General features: G+C 64.2%; 18 protein-coding genes. 9 read left to right on the top strand and 9 right to left on the bottom strand.

The window, feature by feature from the left end; translation table 11 throughout:
- Nucleotides 1–188: 188 nt before the first annotated feature.
- Together OVA00_RS02515 and OVA00_RS02510 are read left to right on the top strand one after the other, a co-directional pair.
- The gene (locus tag OVA00_RS02515; protein ID WP_113135509.1) at nt 189–1,523 is read left to right on the top strand and encodes an NfeD family protein; all 1,335 of its coding nucleotides are present in this window, start codon (nt 189–191) and stop codon (nt 1,521–1,523) included.
- A 54-nt stretch (nt 1,524–1,577) separates the two neighbouring features.
- On the top strand, nt 1,578–2,363 hold the full coding sequence (locus tag OVA00_RS02510) for a slipin family protein (RefSeq protein WP_060519915.1): 786 nt from the start codon (nt 1,578–1,580) through the stop codon (nt 2,361–2,363).
- Here the strand turns inward: OVA00_RS02510 and OVA00_RS02505 are convergent, their stop codons facing one another.
- From OVA00_RS02505 to OVA00_RS02485, 5 genes are all read right to left on the bottom strand, one after another.
- Nucleotides 2,364–3,176 (bottom strand): inositol monophosphatase family protein, encoded by an 813-nt coding sequence (locus OVA00_RS02505; RefSeq protein WP_060585772.1) that lies wholly within the window; start codon nt 3,174–3,176, stop codon nt 2,364–2,366. It lies immediately after the preceding gene.
- Nucleotides 3,177–3,209: 33 nt separating this feature from the next.
- Complete coding sequence (locus tag OVA00_RS02500; protein ID WP_060529166.1) at nt 3,210–4,271, bottom strand: ABC transporter ATP-binding protein; 1,062 nt, start codon at nt 4,269–4,271, stop codon at nt 3,210–3,212.
- Nucleotides 4,272–4,279: 8 nt separating this feature from the next.
- A complete protein-coding gene (locus tag OVA00_RS02495) occupies nt 4,280–6,514 on the bottom strand; it encodes an ABC transporter permease (protein ID WP_060585773.1) in 2,235 nt (744 codons plus the stop codon).
- Between the two features lie 140 nt (nt 6,515–6,654).
- Nucleotides 6,655–7,680, bottom strand: coding sequence for an ABC transporter substrate-binding protein (locus tag OVA00_RS02490; protein ID WP_034790034.1), 1,026 nt, complete (start codon nt 7,678–7,680; stop codon nt 6,655–6,657).
- Nucleotides 7,681–7,808: 128 nt separating this feature from the next.
- Nucleotides 7,809–8,831: an ABC transporter substrate-binding protein gene (locus tag OVA00_RS02485; RefSeq protein WP_192357853.1), complete on the bottom strand. Its 1,023-nt coding sequence runs from the start codon at nt 8,829–8,831 to the stop codon at nt 7,809–7,811.
- 218 nt (nt 8,832–9,049) lie between these two features.
- On the opposite strand from OVA00_RS02485, the gene OVA00_RS02480 reads away from it, so the two are divergent.
- A complete protein-coding gene (locus OVA00_RS02480; protein WP_268087843.1) occupies nt 9,050–9,790 on the top strand; it encodes a response regulator transcription factor in 741 nt (246 codons plus the stop codon).
- Nucleotides 9,787–11,880, top strand: coding sequence for a two-component system sensor histidine kinase NtrB (locus OVA00_RS02475; RefSeq protein ID WP_060585777.1), 2,094 nt, complete (start codon nt 9,787–9,789; stop codon nt 11,878–11,880). Before OVA00_RS02480 ends, OVA00_RS02475 begins: the two co-directional genes overlap by 4 nt.
- A gap of 24 nt (nt 11,881–11,904) precedes the next feature.
- Here OVA00_RS02475 and OVA00_RS02470 read toward each other — a convergent pair whose 3' ends face one another.
- Nucleotides 11,905–12,702, bottom strand: coding sequence for a phosphatase PAP2 family protein (locus tag OVA00_RS02470; RefSeq protein WP_060585781.1), 798 nt, complete (start codon nt 12,700–12,702; stop codon nt 11,905–11,907).
- A 369-nt stretch (nt 12,703–13,071) separates the two neighbouring features.
- On the opposite strand from OVA00_RS02470, the gene OVA00_RS02465 reads away from it, so the two are divergent.
- The 4 genes from OVA00_RS02465 to OVA00_RS02450 all read left to right on the top strand — a co-directional run bounded on the left by OVA00_RS02465 (nt 13,072) and on the right by OVA00_RS02450 (nt 16,792).
- A complete protein-coding gene (locus OVA00_RS02465; RefSeq protein WP_034790028.1) occupies nt 13,072–13,767 on the top strand; it encodes a response regulator in 696 nt (231 codons plus the stop codon).
- Nucleotides 13,764–14,936, top strand: a complete 1,173-nt coding sequence (locus OVA00_RS02460; RefSeq protein WP_060585783.1) for an ATP-binding protein — start codon at nt 13,764–13,766, stop codon at nt 14,934–14,936. The genes OVA00_RS02465 and OVA00_RS02460 overlap by 4 nt, the downstream gene beginning before the upstream one ends.
- Nucleotides 14,937–15,136: 200 nt before the next feature.
- The gene (locus OVA00_RS02455; RefSeq protein WP_089043680.1) at nt 15,137–16,129 is read left to right on the top strand and encodes a DUF535 family protein; all 993 of its coding nucleotides are present in this window, start codon (nt 15,137–15,139) and stop codon (nt 16,127–16,129) included.
- A 135-nt stretch (nt 16,130–16,264) separates the two neighbouring features.
- On the top strand, nt 16,265–16,792 hold the full coding sequence (locus OVA00_RS02450; RefSeq protein WP_440657464.1) for a GFA family protein: 528 nt from the start codon (nt 16,265–16,267) through the stop codon (nt 16,790–16,792).
- A gap of 54 nt (nt 16,793–16,846) precedes the next feature.
- Here the strand turns inward: OVA00_RS02450 and OVA00_RS02445 are convergent, their stop codons facing one another.
- The 3 genes from OVA00_RS02445 to OVA00_RS02435 all read right to left on the bottom strand — a co-directional run bounded on the left by OVA00_RS02445 (nt 16,847) and on the right by OVA00_RS02435 (nt 19,166).
- Nucleotides 16,847–17,470, bottom strand: coding sequence for a LysE family translocator (locus tag OVA00_RS02445; RefSeq protein ID WP_034790024.1), 624 nt, complete (start codon nt 17,468–17,470; stop codon nt 16,847–16,849).
- 96 nt (nt 17,471–17,566) lie between these two features.
- On the bottom strand, nt 17,567–18,019 hold the full coding sequence (locus OVA00_RS02440) for an Lrp/AsnC family transcriptional regulator (RefSeq protein ID WP_089043682.1): 453 nt from the start codon (nt 18,017–18,019) through the stop codon (nt 17,567–17,569).
- Between the two features lie 88 nt (nt 18,020–18,107).
- Nucleotides 18,108–19,166, bottom strand: coding sequence for a LacI family DNA-binding transcriptional regulator (locus OVA00_RS02435; RefSeq protein ID WP_034789995.1), 1,059 nt, complete (start codon nt 19,164–19,166; stop codon nt 18,108–18,110).
- Between the two features lie 245 nt (nt 19,167–19,411).
- Here OVA00_RS02435 and OVA00_RS02430 point away from each other — a divergent pair, with 245 nt between their 5' ends.
- Nucleotides 19,412–20,404, top strand: coding sequence for an autoinducer 2 ABC transporter substrate-binding protein (locus OVA00_RS02430; protein WP_089043683.1), 993 nt, complete (start codon nt 19,412–19,414; stop codon nt 20,402–20,404).
- Nucleotides 20,405–20,424: the final 20 nt, after the last annotated feature.

Below are 20,424 nucleotides of genomic sequence, written 5' to 3'. Positions count from 1 at the left end.
CTAGCAGATACCGCCGATCGCCGCCGTTGTCATCCCGTCGCAGCCGAGAGGCCGCCGGCGTCCCGTGCTCTGACGTGCGAGCCCGCGGGCGCAGTAGAGGCCTTCGCTTCGTGCTAACCTTGTGTTGTGCTATCATGCGGCGCGTGGCCCTCTTCGCAGGTGTCGAGCATGCGAGGTTCTGACGACGGATGTTGCGAACCCTCACGCTGTTGTTTTTGTTGATCTTGTCCTTCGCGTTTCCAGCTTCGTCGCGGGCCGAAAACGATCGGGTCGCCTTGGTGCTGCATGTCAACGGCGCCATCGGTCCGGCGACCGCCGAATATGTCAGGCGTGGCCTGACGAAGGCGCAAGAGCGCCGCCTGCCGCTGGTGGTCCTGCAGGTGGATACGCCCGGCGGCCTCGACACCTCGATGCGCGAGATTATCCGCGCGATCCTTGGCTCGCCCGTACCCGTCGCAACCTACGTTGCGCCGAGCGGCGCGCGGGCGGCGAGCGCCGGCACTTACATCCTTTATGCCAGCCACATTGCGGCGATGGCGCCGGGAACGAACCTCGGCGCCGCGACGCCGATTGCGATCGGTGGCGACATGTTCGGTGAGGGTAAGGACGGCGACAAACAGCCGGCGGCGCAGAGCCCTGCCGAGGCAAAAATGGTCAACGATGCCGTGGCCTATATCCGCGGGCTGGCGGAGTTGCGCGGGCGCAATGCCGACTGGGCCGAAAAGGCGGTGCGCGAGGCTGCAAGCCTCTCGGCCGAGGCGGCCGTCCGGGAAAAGGCCGTCGATTTCACCGCGACCGACGTTACCGATCTCCTGAAGCAGGCGAACGGGCGGACGGTGCGCGTGGGGCAGCGAGAGATCGTGCTCGATACCGCAGGTCTTACGACCGAGGACTTCGTGCCCGACTGGCGCACCCGGCTGCTTTCAGTGGTCACTGATCCCAATATCGCGGTCATCCTGATGATGATCGGCATCTACGGCTTGATCTTCGAGTTCCTGTCGCCGGGGTCGGTGGCGCCGGGAACGATCGGCGGCATCTGCCTGTTGCTCGGGCTCTATGCGCTTTCGGTGCTGCCCGTCAGTTATGCCGGCATAGGGCTGATCATGCTCGGGATCGGATTGATGGTCGCCGAGGCGCATTCGCCATCCTTCGGCGTGCTCGGCGCCGGCGGCAGTTTTGCACTGGTTCTGGGCGCGGCCATTCTCTTCGATACGGATACGCCGGGTTTTGGGGTTTCCTGGTCCGTGCTGGCGGCGCTTGCGGTTGCAAGCCTCGGTTTTAGCCTTCTGGTCGCTCGGCTCGCCTTCAGTTCGAGCCGCCACGCGGTGGTGACCGGCAGCGAACAGATGATCGGCCTTGCCGGCACGGTCGAAAATTGGACCGGCGCGGCCGGTTACGTCATCGCCCATGGCGAGCGCTGGCAGGCCGTCAGCACGGAGACGCTGTCGAGGGGCGAGAACGTGAAGGTCATCGGGCGGAACGGACTGACGCTCGAAGTGATCCGCGACGGACCAAAGACATAGCGCCCGCGGATCGGGTGAGGGCGCGGTGAAAGCGCCCGGAATGGAGGAATGGTCATGGACATGTTCGGGAGCCTTGCTCCTTTTGCTGCGTTGCTGGTGCTCGTCATTCTCGTCATCGCCTATTCGATCCGGATCCTGCGTGAATATGAACGGGGCGTGATCTTTACCCTCGGCCGGTTCACCGGCGTCAAGGGGCCGGGGCTGATCCTGCTTGTGCCCTATGTGCAGCAGATGGTGCGGGTCGATCTCCGAACCCGGGTGCTGGACGTGCCGAGCCAGGACGTCATCTCTCATGACAACGTTTCCGTTCGGGTCAGCGCCGTGATCTATTTCCGGGTGATCGACGCCGAGAAATCGACGATCCAGGTCGAGGACTTCATGATGGCGACGAGCCAGCTGGCGCAGACGACCCTGCGGTCCGTGCTTGGCAAACATGATCTCGACGAGATGCTGGCCGAGCGTGATCGGCTGAACGACGATATCCAGAAGATCCTCGACAGCCAGACGGATGCCTGGGGCATCAAGGTGGCGACCGTCGAGATCAAGCATGTCGACATCAACGAGAGCATGGTTCGGGCGATTGCCCGTCAGGCGGAGGCCGAACGCGAGCGGCGCGCCAAGGTGATCAATGCCGAGGGTGAGCAGCAGGCCGCGGCCAAGTTGCTCGAGGCCGCCGAGATCCTCGCCCGGCAGCCTCAGGCCATGCAGTTGCGCTATCTGAGCACCTTGAACGTCATTGCCGGCGAGAAGAACTCGACCGTGATCTTCCCGTTCCCGATGGAACTCGGTGGTCTGCTGGGATTCAAGCCCGACAAACCCACCGGCTCGGCGCAAGAGTGATCAAGCTGCTGCCCGGTCAAGCTGGGCGACCTTCAGCAGGTCATCGACGGCGCTGGGGGCTGCGGCCAACACCGGCGCCCAATGCGTCAGCGCCTCGCCCCGCGCGGGGAAAGGCAGCGTCCAGCCGCCGGCTTCGGTCACCAGGCAATAGCCGCCAAGGCAGTCCCAGGCATGCATGTAGGGTTCGTAATAACCGACGAGGCGACCTGCCGCCACATAGGCGATCATCAGTGCGCCGGAACCGTTGCGCATGAAGTTGCCGCCATTCGAGAGCAGGCGCTCGACGATGGCACCCATCTCGCCAGGTTTCACCTGATCGTTGGCGCCAAGCCCGGTGACGGCGTTGCGGATCGTGCGCGTGCCGTCGAGACGAAGCGGCTTGCCGTTCAGCGTCGCGCCCCGGCCGGTTGCAGCGGCATAGATTTCCTGGTGGCAGGGCGAGTGGATCACGCCGATAACGGGTTTCTCCGCATAGACCACCGCAATCGAGACGCACCAGTTTGGCATGCCGTTGACGAAGGGCGTGGTGCCGTCGATCGGATCGAGCACCCAGGTGAAGCCGGATGTGCCGTCGAGAAGTCCATGCTCCTCTCCGAGCACGCCATCGTCCGGAAACGCGGCGGCGATCTTGTCGCGGATCAACGTCTCGACGTTGCGGTCGGCGATCGAGACGACGTCGTGGGCGTCACGCTTGGTTTCGATGACGAGTGTTTCCCGCTTCAGGAAGTAATCGTAGGCGAGCCGGCCGGCCTCCTCGGCCATGGATTTGGCAAGCGCGAACCGGGCATCGAGGCCGGCAATTTCAGCAGTCATGCAAGTGTCCTTCTCGTATCCAGTTGTGAAAAGTCATGCGTCAATCAAAGCGAGGCCGCGGCTGCGGAACCCGATCGCGACCTCCGTTGCCGGAGATAGCATTTCCTCCACCGCCTGATCGACAACAAAGAGGAGACCCGCCGGCGTTTCGACCTCGTATTCGACGTGGCCGCCGAGATAGGCGGCGCTGCTGATCGTGCCTGAAAGGGCGGCACCCTTGGCCGGCGTCAGCGTCACCGCGTTGGGCCTTACGGCGAGTTTTGACGGACCCGTCCGGGCGCCCTTGGAGGGCAGGCGGTGCTCAAATCCGCCGATGCGGATCGTCGCCAGGCCGGCGTCGGTCGCGGTCACCTCGCAGGGCAGCACATTGGCCTCGCCCATGAAGTCGGCGATGAAGGTGGAGGCCGGTGCTTCATAGAGATCGCGCGGCGCACCTTGCTGCGCGATCGCGCCATCTTTCATGACGATGATGCGGTCGGAAACGGCAAGCGCCTCGTCCTGGTCGTGGGTGACGTAGACGGCGGTGAACCCGAGGCGCTGCTGCAACTCGCGGATTTCTGTGCGCACCTTGCGGCGCAGTCGCGCGTCGAGGTTGGACAGCGGTTCGTCGAGCAGCAACACCTGCGGTTCGAGCACGAGCGCGCGGGCAACGGCGACGCGTTGCTGCTGGCCGCCCGAAAGTTCGGCCGGAAGCCGCTGGCCGAGGCCGCCGAGGCCAACGAGCTGCAGGCCTTCTTCGGCGCGCTCACGCGCTTCCTTCTTCTTGATTCCCGAGGATTCGAGGCCGTAGGCGACATTGTCGAGCGCCGACATGTGCGGGAAGAGCGCATAGGACTGGAAGACCATCGACACGTCGCGCTCGTTGGCCGGCAGCATGGTCACGTCCTTGCCGCCGATCAGGATCCGGCCGGCGGAAGGGTGTTCGAGGCCGGCCAGCATACGCAGCGTCGTCGTCTTGCCGCAGCCGGAGGGGCCAAGCAGGGTCACCAGCGTGCCCGGCTCGATGGTGAGCGACAGGTCGTGGATGGCGGTGAAGCTGCCGAACTGCTTGCGCACGTTCTGGAAGACGACCGAGCCGGTGCGCGGGGTGCTCATGGAGGTGCTCATGCGGTTTTCTCCTGGGAGATGGTGTTGGACGAACGGACCGGAGCGGCGCCGAGGAGGCGGTTCTCGCGCCTCAGCTTGCGTTCGCCGACGAGGAGTTGCAGGCCGGTGATGACGGTGATCATCACCAGGATGAGGGCCGAGGAGTAGGCGATCGCCACGCCGAACTCGCCGTTTTCGACAAGGCCGACGATGTAGGCGGTGGCCATGTTGTACTCGGCGCTGACGAGGAAGACGACGGCGCTGATCGAGGTGATCGCCCGGACGAAGGAATAGACGAGTGCCGCGACGATCGCCGGACGCAGCAAGGGCAGGATGACCTTGCGCAACGTGCGGAAGCTCGTTGCCCGAAGCGTCAGCGACGCCTCGTCGAGGCTCTTGTCGAGCTGGCTCATCGCTGCAATGCCGCCGCGCACGCCGACCGGCATGTTGCGGAAGACGAAGCAGGCGACGAGGATCAGCGCCGTGCCGGTCATTTCGAGCGGCGGCAGGTTGAAGGCGATGATGTAGCTGATGCCGATGACGGTGCCGGGGATAGCAAAGCTCAGCATCAGCGCGAACTCGAAGACATCACGGCCGGCGAAACGCTGGCGCACGATCAGATAGGCCGTCAGCAACCCGACCATAGCCGTCAGTGGTGCTGCGATCAGCGAGATCTCCATGGTCGTCCAGAAGGAGTTCCAGGCAACACCCGTCCAGGCGATTGCGCCGTCGGCAAACGAGATTGAGAAGGCCTTGGCGTAGTGGTCGAGCGTCAGCGAGTTGTCGAGACCCCAGGTCTTCACGAAGCCGCCGAAGAGGATCATGCTGTAAACGACGACGGTGAAGATCATCCAGGGAATGACGATGGCGTGAACGCCGATCGAGATCGAGCGTGGCAGTGCACTGTGGGCACCGGAATCGCCCTTGCCGGTCACGGTCGAATAGTTCTTGCCGGCGAGCCAGTAGCGTTGCGCCACGAAGGCCGTGAGCGTGAAGCAGAGAAGGATGATGGCGAGCACGGCCGCACGGGACGGATCGTTTTGCGCGCCGACGACGGCGAAGAAGATTTCGGTCGAGAGCACGCCATGGCTGCCGCCGAGCACCAGCGGATTGCCGAAGTCGGCCATGCTTTCGATGAAGCCGATGAGGAAGGCGTTCGCCAGGCCCGGCTTCATCAGCGGCAGAGAGACGGTCCAGAAGGTGCGCCAGCGGTCGGCGCGCAGCGTCTGCGACGCCTCTTCCATCGAAGGGCTGACCCCTTCGACGACGCCGATCAGCACGAGGAACGAGATCGGGGTGAAGGAGAGGACCTGCGCGATCCAGATGCCGGTAAGGCCATAGAGCCAGCGCCCCGGTTCGACGCCGAAGGCATCCGAGAGAAATTCGGTAACGACCCCGGCGCGGCCGAAGAGCAGCGTCAGCGCCAGGCCGATGACGAAGGGCGGCGTGATGATCGGCAACACCGTCAAGAGCCGCATGCCCTTCTTGAAGGGGAAGCGGGTGCGGGTGGCGACAAGCGCGAAGGCAAGGCCAAGCAGCGTCGAACCGGACGCCGTCATCAGCGCCAGCCATAGGGTGCGCCAGGCGACGCCGCAGCGGCCTTCGCCGACGACACAGCTCAGGCTCCAGATCGAGGCGTCCTGGATATTGCGGATGAAACCATCCGGTTTGAACGAGCCGTCGAAATCCTGAACCGACGCCGCGAACATGCTGCCGACCGGATAGAAGACGAAGACGATGACGAGGGTGACGAGCAGGGAAATCGCCGCGACGATGAAGGCGTCGCCCTTGAGCACGCCGCGCTCGGCCAGCCCGAAGGCGAACAGAAGAACGAAGGTGAGTGCCATAAGCACGGCGCCGGCGCCCATTGACGGCTGACCGTCGGAAAGCGTGCCGAACAGGGTCTCGCTGATCGTCCAGGTCCAGCCGGAAAAGCCGATCGCCAGCCCCTGGAGAGCGAGATAGAGAACCCCCGCTGCGCCGGCGACGGCAAGCAGAAGCCCTCGACGCGCGGGATCGCGGACGAAACGCGCTGCCACGCAGATGCCGAGCAGCGCCAGCGCCACGATCAGCCACGGCTTACCATGGGCGAAAATCTGCATCAGGCCGGGGGCAACGGCTGGATCCCCGGGGAAATCGGCAAGCCAGCCGAGCCCGAAGAAGCCGCCTTCGATGCGATACCAGGGGACAGCCAAGAATGCGGCCAGTCCGAGCCCGAGCGTGAGGTCGAGCCTGCGGTTGCGATGTTCCATGACGGTCCTCGCGCAATTTGGAATGAAAGATGATGTGACATCGCATCGCCGCGACGCATGCCGGAAGCGATGAACGACGGTTGGGACCGTTGGGCGGTGCCGGCCGGATCAATCACCCGGCCGAACCGTTCAGGCCGCGATCAGTTGGCGCTCGCGCCGACCTCGCGGTCCCAGCGCTCGAGCAGGGCTTTGCGTTTCTCGGCATCGCCGAAGGTGGCGAAATCGTAGTCGATCAGCTTGATGTCCTCGAACTTCGGTGCTTCCTTCGGCACTTCGGCCGACTTGTTGGACGGCAGCTGGAAGGACTTGGCGTCCTTCATGCGCGACTGGACCTCGGGCTTCAACGCCCAGTCGTACCAGGCCTTGGCATTGTCCAGGTTCTTGGCGCCGCGGATGATCGACATCGAGCCGATCTCGTAGCCGGTGCCCTCGCAAGGCGCGATCGACTTGATCGGGAAGCCTTCGGCAGTCTGTGCCACCGCGTCGTGCATGAAAACGATGCCGAGGCCGGCTTCGCCGCGTGCGGCTGCTTTCACCGGTGCCGAGCCGGACTTGGTGTACTGCGCGATGTTGCCGTTGAGCTTCTTCAAATAGTCGAATGCCTGGTCCTCGCCCATGATCTGCACCAGTGAGGCAAGCGCGGTATAGGCCGTACCGGAAGAGTTCGGGTTGGCCATCTGGATCTCGCCCTTCAGCGAGGCGTCGAGCAGGTCGGCCCAGCACTTCGGCTCTTTCAGGCCCTTCTTCTGGAAGATCTCGGTGTTGTAGCCCCAGCCGAGCGCGCCGGCATAAACGCCGACGGTGCGATAGCCGGAGCCTTCAGCCTGCTTCTTCGCCCAATCTTGGAGCTGGTCCAGCATCGGCGACTTGTATTCGAGCGTCAGGCCGTCGGAGGCTGCCTGCAGGTGCGGGTCGCCGGTGCCTGCCCACCAGATGTCGGTCTTCGGATTGCGCGCCTCGGCGCGGATCTTGGCGTAGGTTTCGCCCGAAGACAGGCGAACCATGTTGACCTTGATGCCGGTTTCCTTCTGGAAATCGCCGGTCATCTGTTCGCAGATGACCACGTCTGCGGAGCAGATGAGGTTGAGGCTGCCGGCAGCCTGGGCGGGCAGGGCGGCAAGCGCCGTGCCTGCAAAGAGCATGAGGGAAAGCGTCGTTGTTTTCATTGGGGCATCCTCCTGTTGCCTGTTTGAAACTTGGGCGCGAACGGGCATGGCGCGGCCATCGGCCTGCCCGCCGGGCGGCACGTTCACGATTTCGCTGCTGTGGATTTTGCTACGCTTCTGCGAAGCGCTCAGTTCGTCGCGGCGATCTCCGCGTCAAACCGTTTGAGCAATCGACTTCGTTCCTCCGGCGAGCCGAAGGTGGCGAAGTCGAAATCGACCATCTTGATCAGCGATATGTCCGGTGCGCCAGGCGGCAACTCCGCGCGGGCGTTGGATGGGACCTGGTTCTGGCCGGCAGCTGCACCCGTACCCTGGCCTTCCGGGGTGAGCGCGAAATCGACGAAGCTTTTCGCGTTTTCGAGATGGCGCGCGCCCTTGACGATGCTGACGGCGCCGATTTCGTAGCCGGTCCCTTCGCACGGCGCGACGATGACGAGTGGGAAGCCCGCCTGCTTCTGCGTGACCGCGTCATGCATGAAGGAGATGCCGATCAGGGTTTCCCCGCGTGCTGCCGCCTTGACGGGTGCCGAGCCGGCCGTGGTGTACTGGTCTATGTTGCGGTTGAGTGCGCCCATGAACCGGAAGGCCTCATCCTCGCCGAAGAGCTGCACCAGCGTTGCAAGCGTGGTGAAGGCGGTGCCCGACGAGTTCGGATTGCCGCTGCGGATACGGCCGCGATAGGCGTTGTCGGCGAGATCCTTCCAGCAGGTCGGGGCCGGCAATTTCAGCGTATGCAGCAGGTCGGCATTGTAGGCAAAGCCAAGCGCTCCGGCATAAATGCCCGCCGAACGTCCGCCGGAGATGGCGAAGAAATTCTGCGCCCAGGGCAGCATGTCGCGCTCATGCGCCGGCTGATAGGGTTCGAGCAAGTTCTCCGATCCCGCCTGCAGATGGGTGTCGCCTGTCCCGCCCCACCACACATCGACGGTAGGGGTGTCCTTTTCGGCCCGGATCTGGGTGAGGATGTCGCCGTTGCTCTTTCGGGTCATAGCGACCTCGATGCCCGACTTCGCCTCGAAAGCGGCCTTCATCGTCGCGCACCACGCTTCGTCGACACCGCAAAGCACGGTGAGCGCCGGTGCCGTCATGCCTGACGTGGCGGCGCACAGCCATAGGGCCACGCCCGCGCCGATAGCGGTAATGCCTTTCACGATGTCCTCCCATTTGGAGCGTTGCCGCCCCAATCTCCGCAATCAGGATGTCGGTATTCCCTGCGGGTCGCAACCCGCAGAATGGTTACCGTTCTTACAACACGGATGCGGCTTTGCCGTTTCAAGATTACAAAGATTACAAATGTGACAATGCGGATAACGCGAGCCGCTTTGATCATTGGGGCAGCCCCGCCTATGATGGCGGCGGGAGGACGTGCATGCTGAGTGAGAGAATACGGATTCTGATCGTCGAAGACGATCCGGACATGGCGGAGCTTGTTTCCGATCTGGTGGAGGCCGAAGGCTGGATGCCGCTGACGGCGCCATCGGCGGAGGCCGCCGCTGTCGTCCTCGAGCGGGAAACGGTGCACCTTGTGCTCGTCGACCACAACCTGCCTGGAGCCTCGGGCCGAACCTTTGCCCAGCGGCTGCGGGCGCGCACCAATATCGGCATCGTCATGGTAACGGCGGCAGGCAGCGCCGCGGATCGGGTGCTTGGACTGGAGACGGCCGCCGACGATTATGTCGTCAAGCCGTTCGAGCCGATCGAACTGACGGCCCGGATCAAGGCCGTGCTTCGACGGACTTACCCGTCGCTGAAGTCGGAGCGGGAGACCGAGCGCGAGCACGAGCCCGCGGCGCTGAAACTCGGCGACTGGTCGATCGACCTCAAGAGCCGGCGCGCGGTCTGCCTTTCCGATGCGACCCGCTCGCTCACCAGCGCCGAGTTCGCTCTGCTGGAAATTCTCGCGGAAACGCCGAACACGCCGGTCACCCGCGCCCATATCCTCGATCGGCTGGGCGCCGAAAGCGATCGCTACATCGACCGCAACGTCGATGTGCTCGTGCTTCGGCTCCGGCGCAAGATCGAGCGCAATCCGGACCTTCCGCGCCACATCAAGACGCGGCGCGGCAAGGGTTATGTGCTGGACACCGACGACGACGAGGCCCGGCCGTGATCAGCCGCCCGTTCCTTTCGTCGATCGCCTTCCGCCTGCCGTTTGCGATCGTCTTCATCTGCGTGCTCGTTTTCAGCCTGGCAACGGTCGCCGTGTTCGGCCTGCAACGGGCGCGTGACGAGATGGCGGCCTACGGGCTGCAGGCCTTTTCCAGCCTTGCCAAGGCCTCGCTGGTTTCGCGCCAGGTTTCCGATCTCGTGTCCAGCGCGCCGTTCCTGATGAACGCAACCTCGCCCTATCGGGTGTCGAGCGAAAGCCGGTCGGTCGTCGCGCAGGTCGACGTCCTGCTTCAGACCATGGCGCCGGAGACCGGCAAGACAGCGGTCGAGGGCTTTGCCAGCGCCCACATCGTCGAGTTGCTGGATGCGATCCGCACACAGACGGTGACACTCGCCGCCGACGCGGATTCGGCCCAGCAGTACAAGGCCGATGCGGCAGCAGCGCTCGGAGAGATCGCCACCGGCAACGGCATAGCCGACGCAGAGGTTCGCCAGAGCCTCAACGCGATCGTGCAATCGGCATCCAATTCCGACAGCCTGTTCCAGCTTGGCGAACTGCGCCGCCGCTACGTTGCCGTAACGACGCCCCGGCTGGCGCCCGCCGGGCCGGATAGCCGGATTTCGGCAGCCAAGCTGACGCCCTATGAACGGGTGTTCGAGGCGCAGACCCACTATCTTCTGGAAATGTTCGCCATCCGCGCCGCGGTGGCGCGGCTGCACACGGTCTCGCGCGATCTTTCGCACGCCACGGAAACACAAAGCGAGGCCGTTGCCCGGGGGCTCAACGAGGATCTCGCCTCGACCTCTGATGCGCTGAGCCGACTGCTCGTCATCGTCGCGGTCTCCGCCCTGCTGGTGCTCGTCATGGCGATCTTCTCGATCCGCTCCGTCATGCGGGTGTCGCGCGGGATCGTGTCGCTCTCCAAGGGCATGAACGCGCTTGCCCAGGGGCGCCGTGACGTCGATACACCGAGCTACAAGGGGACTGAGACCGAGTTCCTGCGGCTGCTTGAAGCCTTCAGCGCCTTCCGCGAAAGCGTCGAGCGCGTGTCGCGGCTTCGTCGGACGGCCGAGGCGGCGGCGCGCACCATTCGCTCGACCTTCCGCAACATGAACGAAGGGATCGCGCTTTTCGATCCCGGCGGCAAACCGATCACGATGAATCGTCGCGTCATGGAGCTCGTCGGCTGGCCAGGCTCGGCGCGGAAGCTTCCGCTGCGCCGGTTCGTGAGCCCAATGCCGGAGATCGATCCAACCCTCTTGCCCGCCGATCGCGACGCGGGATCGCTCGACGACCGGTTGGTGCTGCGCCATCGCTCCGACATGGGCCGGGTGACCGAAGTCTCCCTGTCGCGGCAGCCGGACCGGGGCATCGTGCTGCTGGCGCGGGACGTGACGGAGATCGACCGGCAGGAGGCCGAGGCGGCGAAGGCGCAGCGGCTGGACGGGATCATGAGGATGACCCACCAGGTGAGCCATGAGGTCGGCAACATGATCGGTATCATCACCGGCAGCCTGGGGCTGCTGGAGCGCGAGACAGGCTTCAGCGACCGGCAGAAACGTCATATCGCCCGCATTCGCAAGGCGGCCGACCGGGGGCGTTCGCTGGCCTCGAGCATGCTGTCTGTCGGCAGCCAGCATCCACTCCAGCCGGGCGCGCTCGAAATCGGCGCGGTGCTGCGCGGCATGGCCGACGTGCTTGAAATCGCCGTCGGCGAAAAATGCCGGCTCGCCTTCGAGATTGCGGACGGCTTGCCCAACGTGCATCTCGATGCAGCGCTCTTCGAGCAGGCGATCCTCAACCTTTGCCTCAATGCCGCCGCGGCGATGCCGCTCGGCGGCACGATCCTCGTCCGCGCGGGCTGCGTCGAGAGTGATGTCGTCGTCTCGGTGACCGATGCGGGGATCGGCATGTCGCCGGAGGCGGTGGACAAGGCGTTCGAGCCCTACTTCACCACCCGTGACCAGGAGGGCGGTGCCGGCCTTGGCCTCGCCGTTGTCTACGGCTTCGTTCGGCAAAGCGGCGGCGATGCCCGCATTCTCTCGCAGCCTGGGCGCGGAACGACGGTGGAACTCGTCTTTCCGCGCTGAAGCGATACCGGTTTCTCGGGCGCTCTATGGCGCGCTTCGGCGCGAAAGGCGCATCACGGCGGCATCGATCCGTTCGCCGTTGTCGGCAAAGACGGACCACAGCCACGCCATCAGCCACAGCATCAGGCACCACGCCAGAACGACATCGGACAAGTAATGCGCGCCGAACACGATCCGGTTCAGCGAGAAGGCGAGGACAAGGGGGACGAGGGCGATGATTGTCGCCCGTCGCCATTGAACCGGTAACAGCAGTGCGAGCGCCACGAGCGCGATCGCGGTGGCGGATTCGCCCGACGCAAAAGAGCAACTGCGCGAGCAGGCGCCGGACACTTGCCAGGCCGGCGTAAACGGCAGGCTGCCGCCGAAATCGGTGATCTCATGGGGGCGCGCCCGTCCGATCAGCCGCTTCAGCGCCTGAATAAGGAGCCCCGGCCCGAGCGCAAAGAAGGTCAGGAAGAACAGTGCCTTGTGCGGGCGGGGCAGCCATGGGCGGGGTGCGATGGCCTGCGCAACCAGAAGCGCCAGAACGCAAGGCAGAATGAAAACCGGCAAGATACGGTTGAAGTCGCGAAGGGCCCGCAGCTCCGGCTCCCGCGAGAGCGGAAAGTCGCCGGTGGCGAAGGCGGCCCAGCGCGAGACGGCAAGATCGATGCCGGGAAAGGCCATGAAGACGAAGGCCGCGCAAATGGTCAGTGCGCCGGCGGCCGCGATTGGCTGGTGTTCCAGGCGCGCGCGCGCCTGCCCCGGCCAGAGACGAGGATTGGCGCGCGGCCATCGGCCGCTGTCTGAAGAGGTCGCCGTGGATGAATAATGGCTGGGCATGCGGTCGCTCGCAAGTTGTCTGTGTGTGGGCCGGACACTTGCGCCGCTCTGTCAAGGCTGCGTCGAGGAACTGGGAGCGCTTGATGCGCAAGACCGAACGGTTGGCTGATACAGCTTCTGGTCGAGCGCGACCGACATGCGGGAAGGAGGTCTCCGGCACTCTGCCCCGCATTTCGGCCGCGGGGAGAGGCCCGTTTTGTCGGTTGTACGGCGCGTCCGCCGCCAATTGTCAAGAAACGGCGAAGATTTGTTCGGAGCTCTATCCGGAGGGCCGATCAAGCGACCATTGGGCCGCGCGGACGAATTGCAACGCGGGCTTATTCGTCACATAAGCTGCTGATCACAACATCAGACCCAGGGAGTTAGTTCATGGTCGATAAGGGTCTCATCCTTCTGGCGGAGGACGAGCCGGAGATTGCGCAGATCCTAGATGCCTATCTCGTGCGCGACGGTTTCCGGACGGTGCGTGCCGCCGACGGCGAGACGGCGCTGACCCACCATGCGGTGCTGTCGCCGGACCTGGTGCTGCTGGACGTTCGCATGCCGAAGCTCGATGGGTTCGAGGTTCTCGCCCGCCTTCGCCGCGAGGGGAACACGCCGGTTATCATGGTCACGGCACTGGCAGAAGATCTCGACCGGCTGACCGGGCTGAGGCTCGGCGCGGATGACTACGTGATCAAGCCGTTCAACCCGCAGGAGGTGGTGGCGCGCGTCAACGCGGTGCTGCGCCGTACCCGCAACGGCGCCGGCGCCACCGTGCTTCGCTTCGAGAGTGTCGAGGTCGATCTCGATGCCCATGTCGCCTTCGTCGAAAAGGCCGGCAATCGCCAGTCGGTGCCGCTGACGCTCAGCGAATTCCGCATCCTTGCCCACATGATCCGCCGCCCGACGCATGCCTTCGATCGCGCCGATATCCTCGACGCCTGCCTGCCGGACAGCGATGCGCTCGCCCGCACGGTCGATACCCATATCGCCAATCTCAGGCGCAAGCTGGAAGATCTCGGTGCCTGCGGCTTCTTCAGTGCCGTGCGCGGCGTCGGCTACCGTTTCGTGGAGCCCAGATGAAGATCGGTCTCTCGCGCCTGCCGCTCGGCATTCTCACCGCGCTCGTGACGATCGCGCTGCTCATCATCAGCGTGTTCATCATCTATGCCGGCGTCGAATTTATGGAGCCGCGGCTGGAGGCGAGACTGCTGGAGCGGATGCCTGCGGAGGCGGCCCAGGCTTACAAGGACATCAATGCCGGCAAGTTGCCGCGCCAGGAGTCGCTGCAAAAGCTACTTTCGACGATGCCGGAACTCGAAGACTGGGCGAACTGGGAGGTGGACAAGATCATCCTCGGTTTCGGAGCGACGGCAGTCACTTTCTGCGGGCTCGTGGGCTACTGGCTGGCGCGCAAGATCAGCCGGCCACTGGAAGTGCTGGCGCAGGCGACGCAGGACCTCAGGACGGGTGACTTCGCGGTGCGCGTCGGATCGTTTCGCAAGGGTGCCAAGGAGGTGGCGACGCTCGTGAAGACCTTCGATGAGTTGGCAGCCGAACTGGAAAACATGGAGAACCGGCTGCGCTTCAATACGATGGCGGTGGCGCACGAACTGCGTACGCCGCTGACGATCCTGCAGGGCAACCTTCAGGGAATGGCCGACGGTGTTTTTCCTCTCGAGCCGGAAAGGGTGCGGCAGTTGCTGCTGCAGGTGGAGGGGCTTTCCGCCCTGGTTGAAGATCTGCGTACGCTTTCGCTCGCCGCCGGCCAGAAGCTGGTCACCCAGCGTCAGACGGTGGACCTCGCCGTGGAGGCGACCCAGGTGCTTGGTGCGTCAAACACCCTGCTTGGCTCTGTTGGCATGTCGGTGGAGGTCGCGCTTGAGCCGGTGCGGGTCTCCGGCGATTCGCAGCGTCTGCGCCAGGCGCTGCTGGCGCTGATCGAAAACGCTACACGCTACGCCGCAGACGGCCGTGTCCTGCGCTGCGAGACCGGGCGGCGGGGTGCCGACGAGGCTTTTATCCGGATGCTGGACCGTGGTCCCGGTCTTCCGGACGACGTTTCGATCCATTCGATCGACCTGTTCTGGCGCGGCGACGCCTCGCGGTCGCGCGCGACGGGCGGCACGGGCCTTGGGCTTTCCGTCGTCCAGGCGATCGCCAAGGCGCATGGCGGACGGCTGGAATTTTCCGCGCGTGCCGGCGGCGGCGCCGTGATCACGCTCGTCCTGCCGCGGGAAATCGTCCTGTGAACGATTGGCGCAACAGCCGTTGCGCCAAGCAATTTTCCGCTTTTCCCGATCGGAACATCGGCGGCTTCGCCGCCGTCGCGCCCGCTTAGAATCGGCGCGCAATTGCCCACCGGTTCTCCGCAAATCCTTGACAGTGCCCGGGCAAACCTGAGCTCGGCCGAGTCCTTCGGCCAACAGCGTTTGCTCTCAAGGATAGCACCATGTCCCTGGAATTCAGTCAGGAATACAGCGCGGATCTGCGGTTGCCGGTCGATGGCAAGGCATTCGTCGGCGAACAGCTGACGCCTTCGGGCCGGCCGGTTTCTGCGCCCGTCGTCGGTGAAGGCTCGGGAGAGACGTCGATCACCAGCCATGTGCTCAAGCTCGGCCTGAGGGTGAGCTTGAAGCGCGCCGTCGTATTTTCCATGCGGTTTGCGCGCCATCCGTTCCTGACATCGCGCTGGATCGGCTTTCTAGGCGAATTCGCCGAACGCTACCGGCTGGGTCTGCCGCACGATGATCTCGTGCGCAAGTCGATCCCGACATTCTTCCTGCACGGCGCGTCGTCGACAGCAAGGCTCGACCTGCTGCTCAATCACTTCGATGTCGCAAGCGAGGTCCTGTCGCGCCGTTCACTGATGGCCCTTTGGCGCGGCAGCACGCTGGAAATGGGCACGGTTTCCGGCCGCAGCGAGAACTATCGCATCCAGCTGCAACTGGCCGACCATGGCGGCGCCCGCCATGAGGGGGCATTTGCGATCCGGCTGCGCCGGCAGAGCGATGGCTATGCGCTCTGCACTGTCGGCTTCATCTTCGTGCGTTGCGAAGGCGACACCTATAGTCTCGCCATCGGCGGGATGCAGGGGCCGAAGGGCGAAGAGGCCAAGCGATCTCTGATCACGGCAACTCGCGATCTCGGCGGGCTCCGGCCGAAGGATGCGGCGCTGCTCGTCCTCAATGGCCTGGTGACGGAAGGCCACGCGGGCCACGTCTTTGCGGTCTCGAACGACAAGCACGTCATCAACCGCCGCCGCTTGAAGCGGCGCCGCATGATGAGGGCCGACCTCGATGCCTATTGGTGCGATCGCGGCGGCGTGCCGGCCGAGCCTTTCGGCTTCAGTCTGCCGATCGGCGACGACCCGGCGGCGCGGGACGGCAACAGGCGCGATCAGAGCAAACGCGCGTTTCGCGACATCGGCGCCTGGTTCTACTGAGCCGGTACCGGCATGTAAGCTGCCGCGATTACGGGATCTTCGTGAAGTCCATCTCGAAGGCGCCGGAGACGATCCGGCCCTTCGGCGTTGGCCCGGCTGCAGACGGGCGCACACTCAGTCATCGCCTCGCCTGCGATGCCGCCGACAACCAAAAGGGGCAGATATCACCCGAATTGCACGCATGGATGCCTCCAATTTTGTCGCGGTTGTTTATACTGGCGCCGATTCGAACCACAACTGGAAGTAAGTATGACGCGGGCCATTGCCAAGAGGCTTAAGCCGCACACGGGCGGATGCCTCTGCGGAGCAATCCGGTTTGAGGCGCTGGGGACGGCCGGAAAGCCGCATACGTGTTCGTGCAAGATGTGCCAGCGCCATTCGGGCGCCTTGACCCTGGCGTGGGTCGAATTCCCGAGCGAAGCCGTAACCTGGACCGGACCGGGCGGCGCGCCATCGGTCTATCGCTCCTCGGACTATTCCAGCCGCGCCTTCTGCCCGGCCTGCGGCAGCAGTCTCGGTGCGATCGACGATGCGCCGGTGGTTGCCCTTCTGCTCGGCGTCTTCGACAAGACGAGTGCCGTCGATCTGATCCCGAAGAGCCACAGCTATCGCACTGCCCGACCCAAGTGGTGGCACGTGGAGGCGGTGAAGCCCACGACCTGACGAGCAGGGGTCGAAAGTGATTGACGCAGCCGGTAGAGGCAGCGTCGACAGGGGCTAGAGCAGCCCCTTCACGGCGGCTCCGATGGCAATGATGCCGAAAGCGATCAGAACCAGCCCCGAAATGCGCGATACCCAGACGACGAAGCTGTCGGGCAGTCGCGTCCGGGCGATCGCAACGCCGCCGCTTAGGAAAAACCACCAGCCGAGCGATCCCAGGAAGACGCCCATGACCACGACGGCAGCGCTGAGCGCGTCGCCCGCTTCGGCAAGGCCGAGGCCGGCGAAGATCGCGGCAAAGGAGAGGATCGTCGCCGGGCTCGTCATCGTCAGGAAAAAGGTGGCGATGGTCGTGCGAATGAGATCGCGTCCGCCGACATCGGCGGCTGCCGTCACCGCCCTTGGCCGTAATCCGCTCCACCCGAGCCAGATCATGAACAGTCCGCCGGCCAAGCTAAGCGGCGTGGCGATGATGGCAAGGACCGCTGCGAAGGCCGCGAAGCCGATCGCAGCCAGTGCCGCATAGGTGGCATCGGCGGCGGCTGTTCCGAGGCCGCCGGCCACGCCCGCCCAGAAGCCGCGCTCCAGCGTGCGGTTGATGCAGAGCGCCCCGATCGGGCCTAGAGGGGCTGCGACCGCGAGGCCGACGAGGAGGCTTTTTCCAAACAACAATGTGGACATGGCATAGGGCTCCGGCCGGGGCATGGTTGCGCCGTTCGCTTCGAGGACGGTACATGCCCGGCAAACAAAAAATGTTGCAGCAGTTTGCGCGTCCGGTCAGGCGCGCGGCGCGGTCGTTGCCAGGCTTTCCCGCACGGTCGACAGCGCGATCACCGTTTCGCTTCGCGCCAGGAACCGCCGTTGCTTCATTTCGGCAAGGAACGGCTCGAGGTCGCCGAGCGATGGCATCCGGACCTTGACGCAATAGGACCAGGCGCCGGTGACATGGTGGCATTCCGCTACGGCAGGGTGACCGGCCATGAAGCTGCGGAACGCTTCCTCGTCCGCGTCCGGCGCAAGGCCGACCCAGACGAAGGCGAGTACGTCGAGGCCGAGCGCGCGATGATCGACCTCGACGGTGAAATTTCGGATCACGCCATTGGCGACGAGCCGGCGAATGCGTTCGTTGACGGCCGACGGCGACAACTCCACCGCAGCACCGATATCGGTCAGCGATCGCCTCGCATCGTCAGCAAGAATTTCAACGATTTTTCTGTCAACGTCATCCATTTCCAATGAATACGCTGTTTCTAATGGAATGTACAGATGATTTTTCTGTATGAAACCGCAGTTTCCGCGGAAACGTTGGTCGCCGGGGCTATTCGATGTCTTTCAAGGCGTCGAGCGGGCCGGTCAGTGCCGTGCGCGGCTGCACCAGTTCGGGCTGGATCAGGTGAATGCGCGGCTGCGGCCGGGCTTCCTCGATGACGTCGAAGGCCTTGGTGATCATGCCCTCGACGTCCTGGCGGATCATGATGACGGGGAAGGGCAGGAAGGACGCGAAGGGATCGTAATCGTAGCAGCCGACCACGAGGTCGGCGAAGTTTTCGTGCGGATGCCCTGCCATGAAACGCAGCAGCCCCTCGAAGTTGATCGACGAGTTGACGAAGAGACCGCGCGGCAGCTTGCCGTGCTTTTCGTAGAAGGCCTCGAAGGCGAGGCGGGCATTGTTCGGCGCATAGCCCGTCGGCTGGATGCATTCGTCCGGATCGGCGCCGAGCAGTTCGCTTTTGACGGCACGGAAGCCGCGGATGCGCTCGCGGCTGGCATGGTCGTTGCGGCCGCCGAAAAGGTAGAGATCGTGCGGCGCAAGCGGGCCTGATGCCTGGAAGTGGCGGATGATCGCCTCCGTCAGCATTCGCCCGCCCTCGTAGTTGTCGCTGATGACGGAGGGCACCTTGGTGCCGGGCAGGTCGATGTTGATGTGTTTGAGGCCGGCCGCCTCGCAGACCTCGTGCACGCCGTCGGGGTCGGTCGCGCCGCAGATGAACAGCTCGTCGATCGAATAGGAGATCAGCGTTTCGGCGGTCTTGCGCTCTTCCTCCGGATCGCGGCTGGCACTGACGACGATCGGGCATTGCCCCTTGCTTCGGACATGCGCCTCGAAGGTCTGCGCCATCGACGAGAAGTAGCGGTTGTCATGGATCGGCAGGAGCAGCCCGATCAGGCCGGAGCGCGAACTGCGCAGTCCGCGCGCCTGGCGATTGGCCGTATATTGGTGCGTCTCGGCGAGGTTGCGGATCAGTTCCGCCGTGCTCTCCTTGATCCGGCGCTTCTGCCAGGTGCCGTTCAGGACCGCACTTACGGTTGAAGGCGAGCTTCCTGACAACACCGACAGGTCGTAGATCGTCGCTTTCTTCTTGCTGCTGCTGGCCAACGGTTTCTCCCCCTGGTGGTTTTAGTGCCGATTTCCCCTTGACGAAAGATTAAGTCTGCACAATAGTTCTTGCACCATCGATTGTGCAAACAAGAAATATCGATTGTGCACATTTGATGGTGTCGTCTGAGGAGGCGGCGTTTCAGGGAGGCGAGGAACACTTCGCCAGTGATGATTTGAAACTGGAGGCCGGCGCTGAGGCGACCGGGCGCGTTCCCCCTATGGGAACGAGTGGAGGAGAGAACATGATCAGGAAAATTCTCGTCGCCGCCCTGGCGACATCGCTGGCGCTTGCGAGTTCGGCGGCCGCCTTTGCGCAGGATGCCGGTAAGGTCGGCGTCGTCGTCAAGATCGGCGGCATTCCGTGGTTCAACGCCATGGAAGCCGGCATCAAGGAACGCGGCCAGAAGCTCGGTATCGACGCCTTCATGGTCGGCCCGACCAGCGCCGACCCGGCGCTGCAGGTGCGCGCCATCGAGGATCTCATCGCCCAAGGCGTGAAGGTCATCGGCGTGGTGCCGAACGACGCCAAGGTGCTTGAGCCGGTGCTGACCAAGGCCAAGGAAAAGGGCATCATCGTCATCACCCACGAATCCCCGGGCCAGAAGGGTGCCGACTGGGACTTCGAGCTCGCATCCTCGACCGGTTTCGGTGAGGCGCATGGCAAGCTGCTGGCCGAGAAGATGGGCGGCAAGGGCGAATATGCCGTCTTCGTCGGCTCGCTGACCGTGCCGCTGCACAATGCCTGGGCCGATGCGGCAATCGCCTACATCAAGAAGAACCATCCGGACATGACGCTGGTCGGCGATCGCTACGGTGTTGCCGAAGACGTCGACAAGAGCCGGTCGACTGCACTCGACCTGATCTCTGCCCATCCGAACCTGAAAGGCTTCCTTGCCTTCGGCAGCCAGGGCCCGATCGGCGCCGGCCGCGCCGTCGAAGAGCGCCGCAAGGTCGGCGAGATCTTCGTGCTCGGTCCCTTCTCTCCCGGCCAAGGCCAGAAGCTGGTGAAGTCCGACGCGATCTCCGGCGGCTTCATGTGGAATCCGAAGCAGGCCGGCGAAGTCTTCGTCACACTCGCCGACAAGCTGATGAAGGGCGAGGAGGTCAAGGACGGTGACGAGATCGAAGGTCTCGGCAAGGTCAAGCCGGACTTCGAAAACCGCAACATCATCGTCGATCAGCTCGTGCCGATCAACAAGGACACGGTCGCGGATCTCGCGGCCATGGGTCTCTGATCCTCAAGGGTTCTCCCGGC

This window comes from Ensifer sp. SL37 (assembly GCF_026672675.1).
Classification (GTDB): Bacteria; Pseudomonadota; Alphaproteobacteria; order Rhizobiales; family Rhizobiaceae; genus Ensifer; species Ensifer adhaerens.
This window is presented reverse-complemented; position numbering and strand designations above follow the sequence as displayed.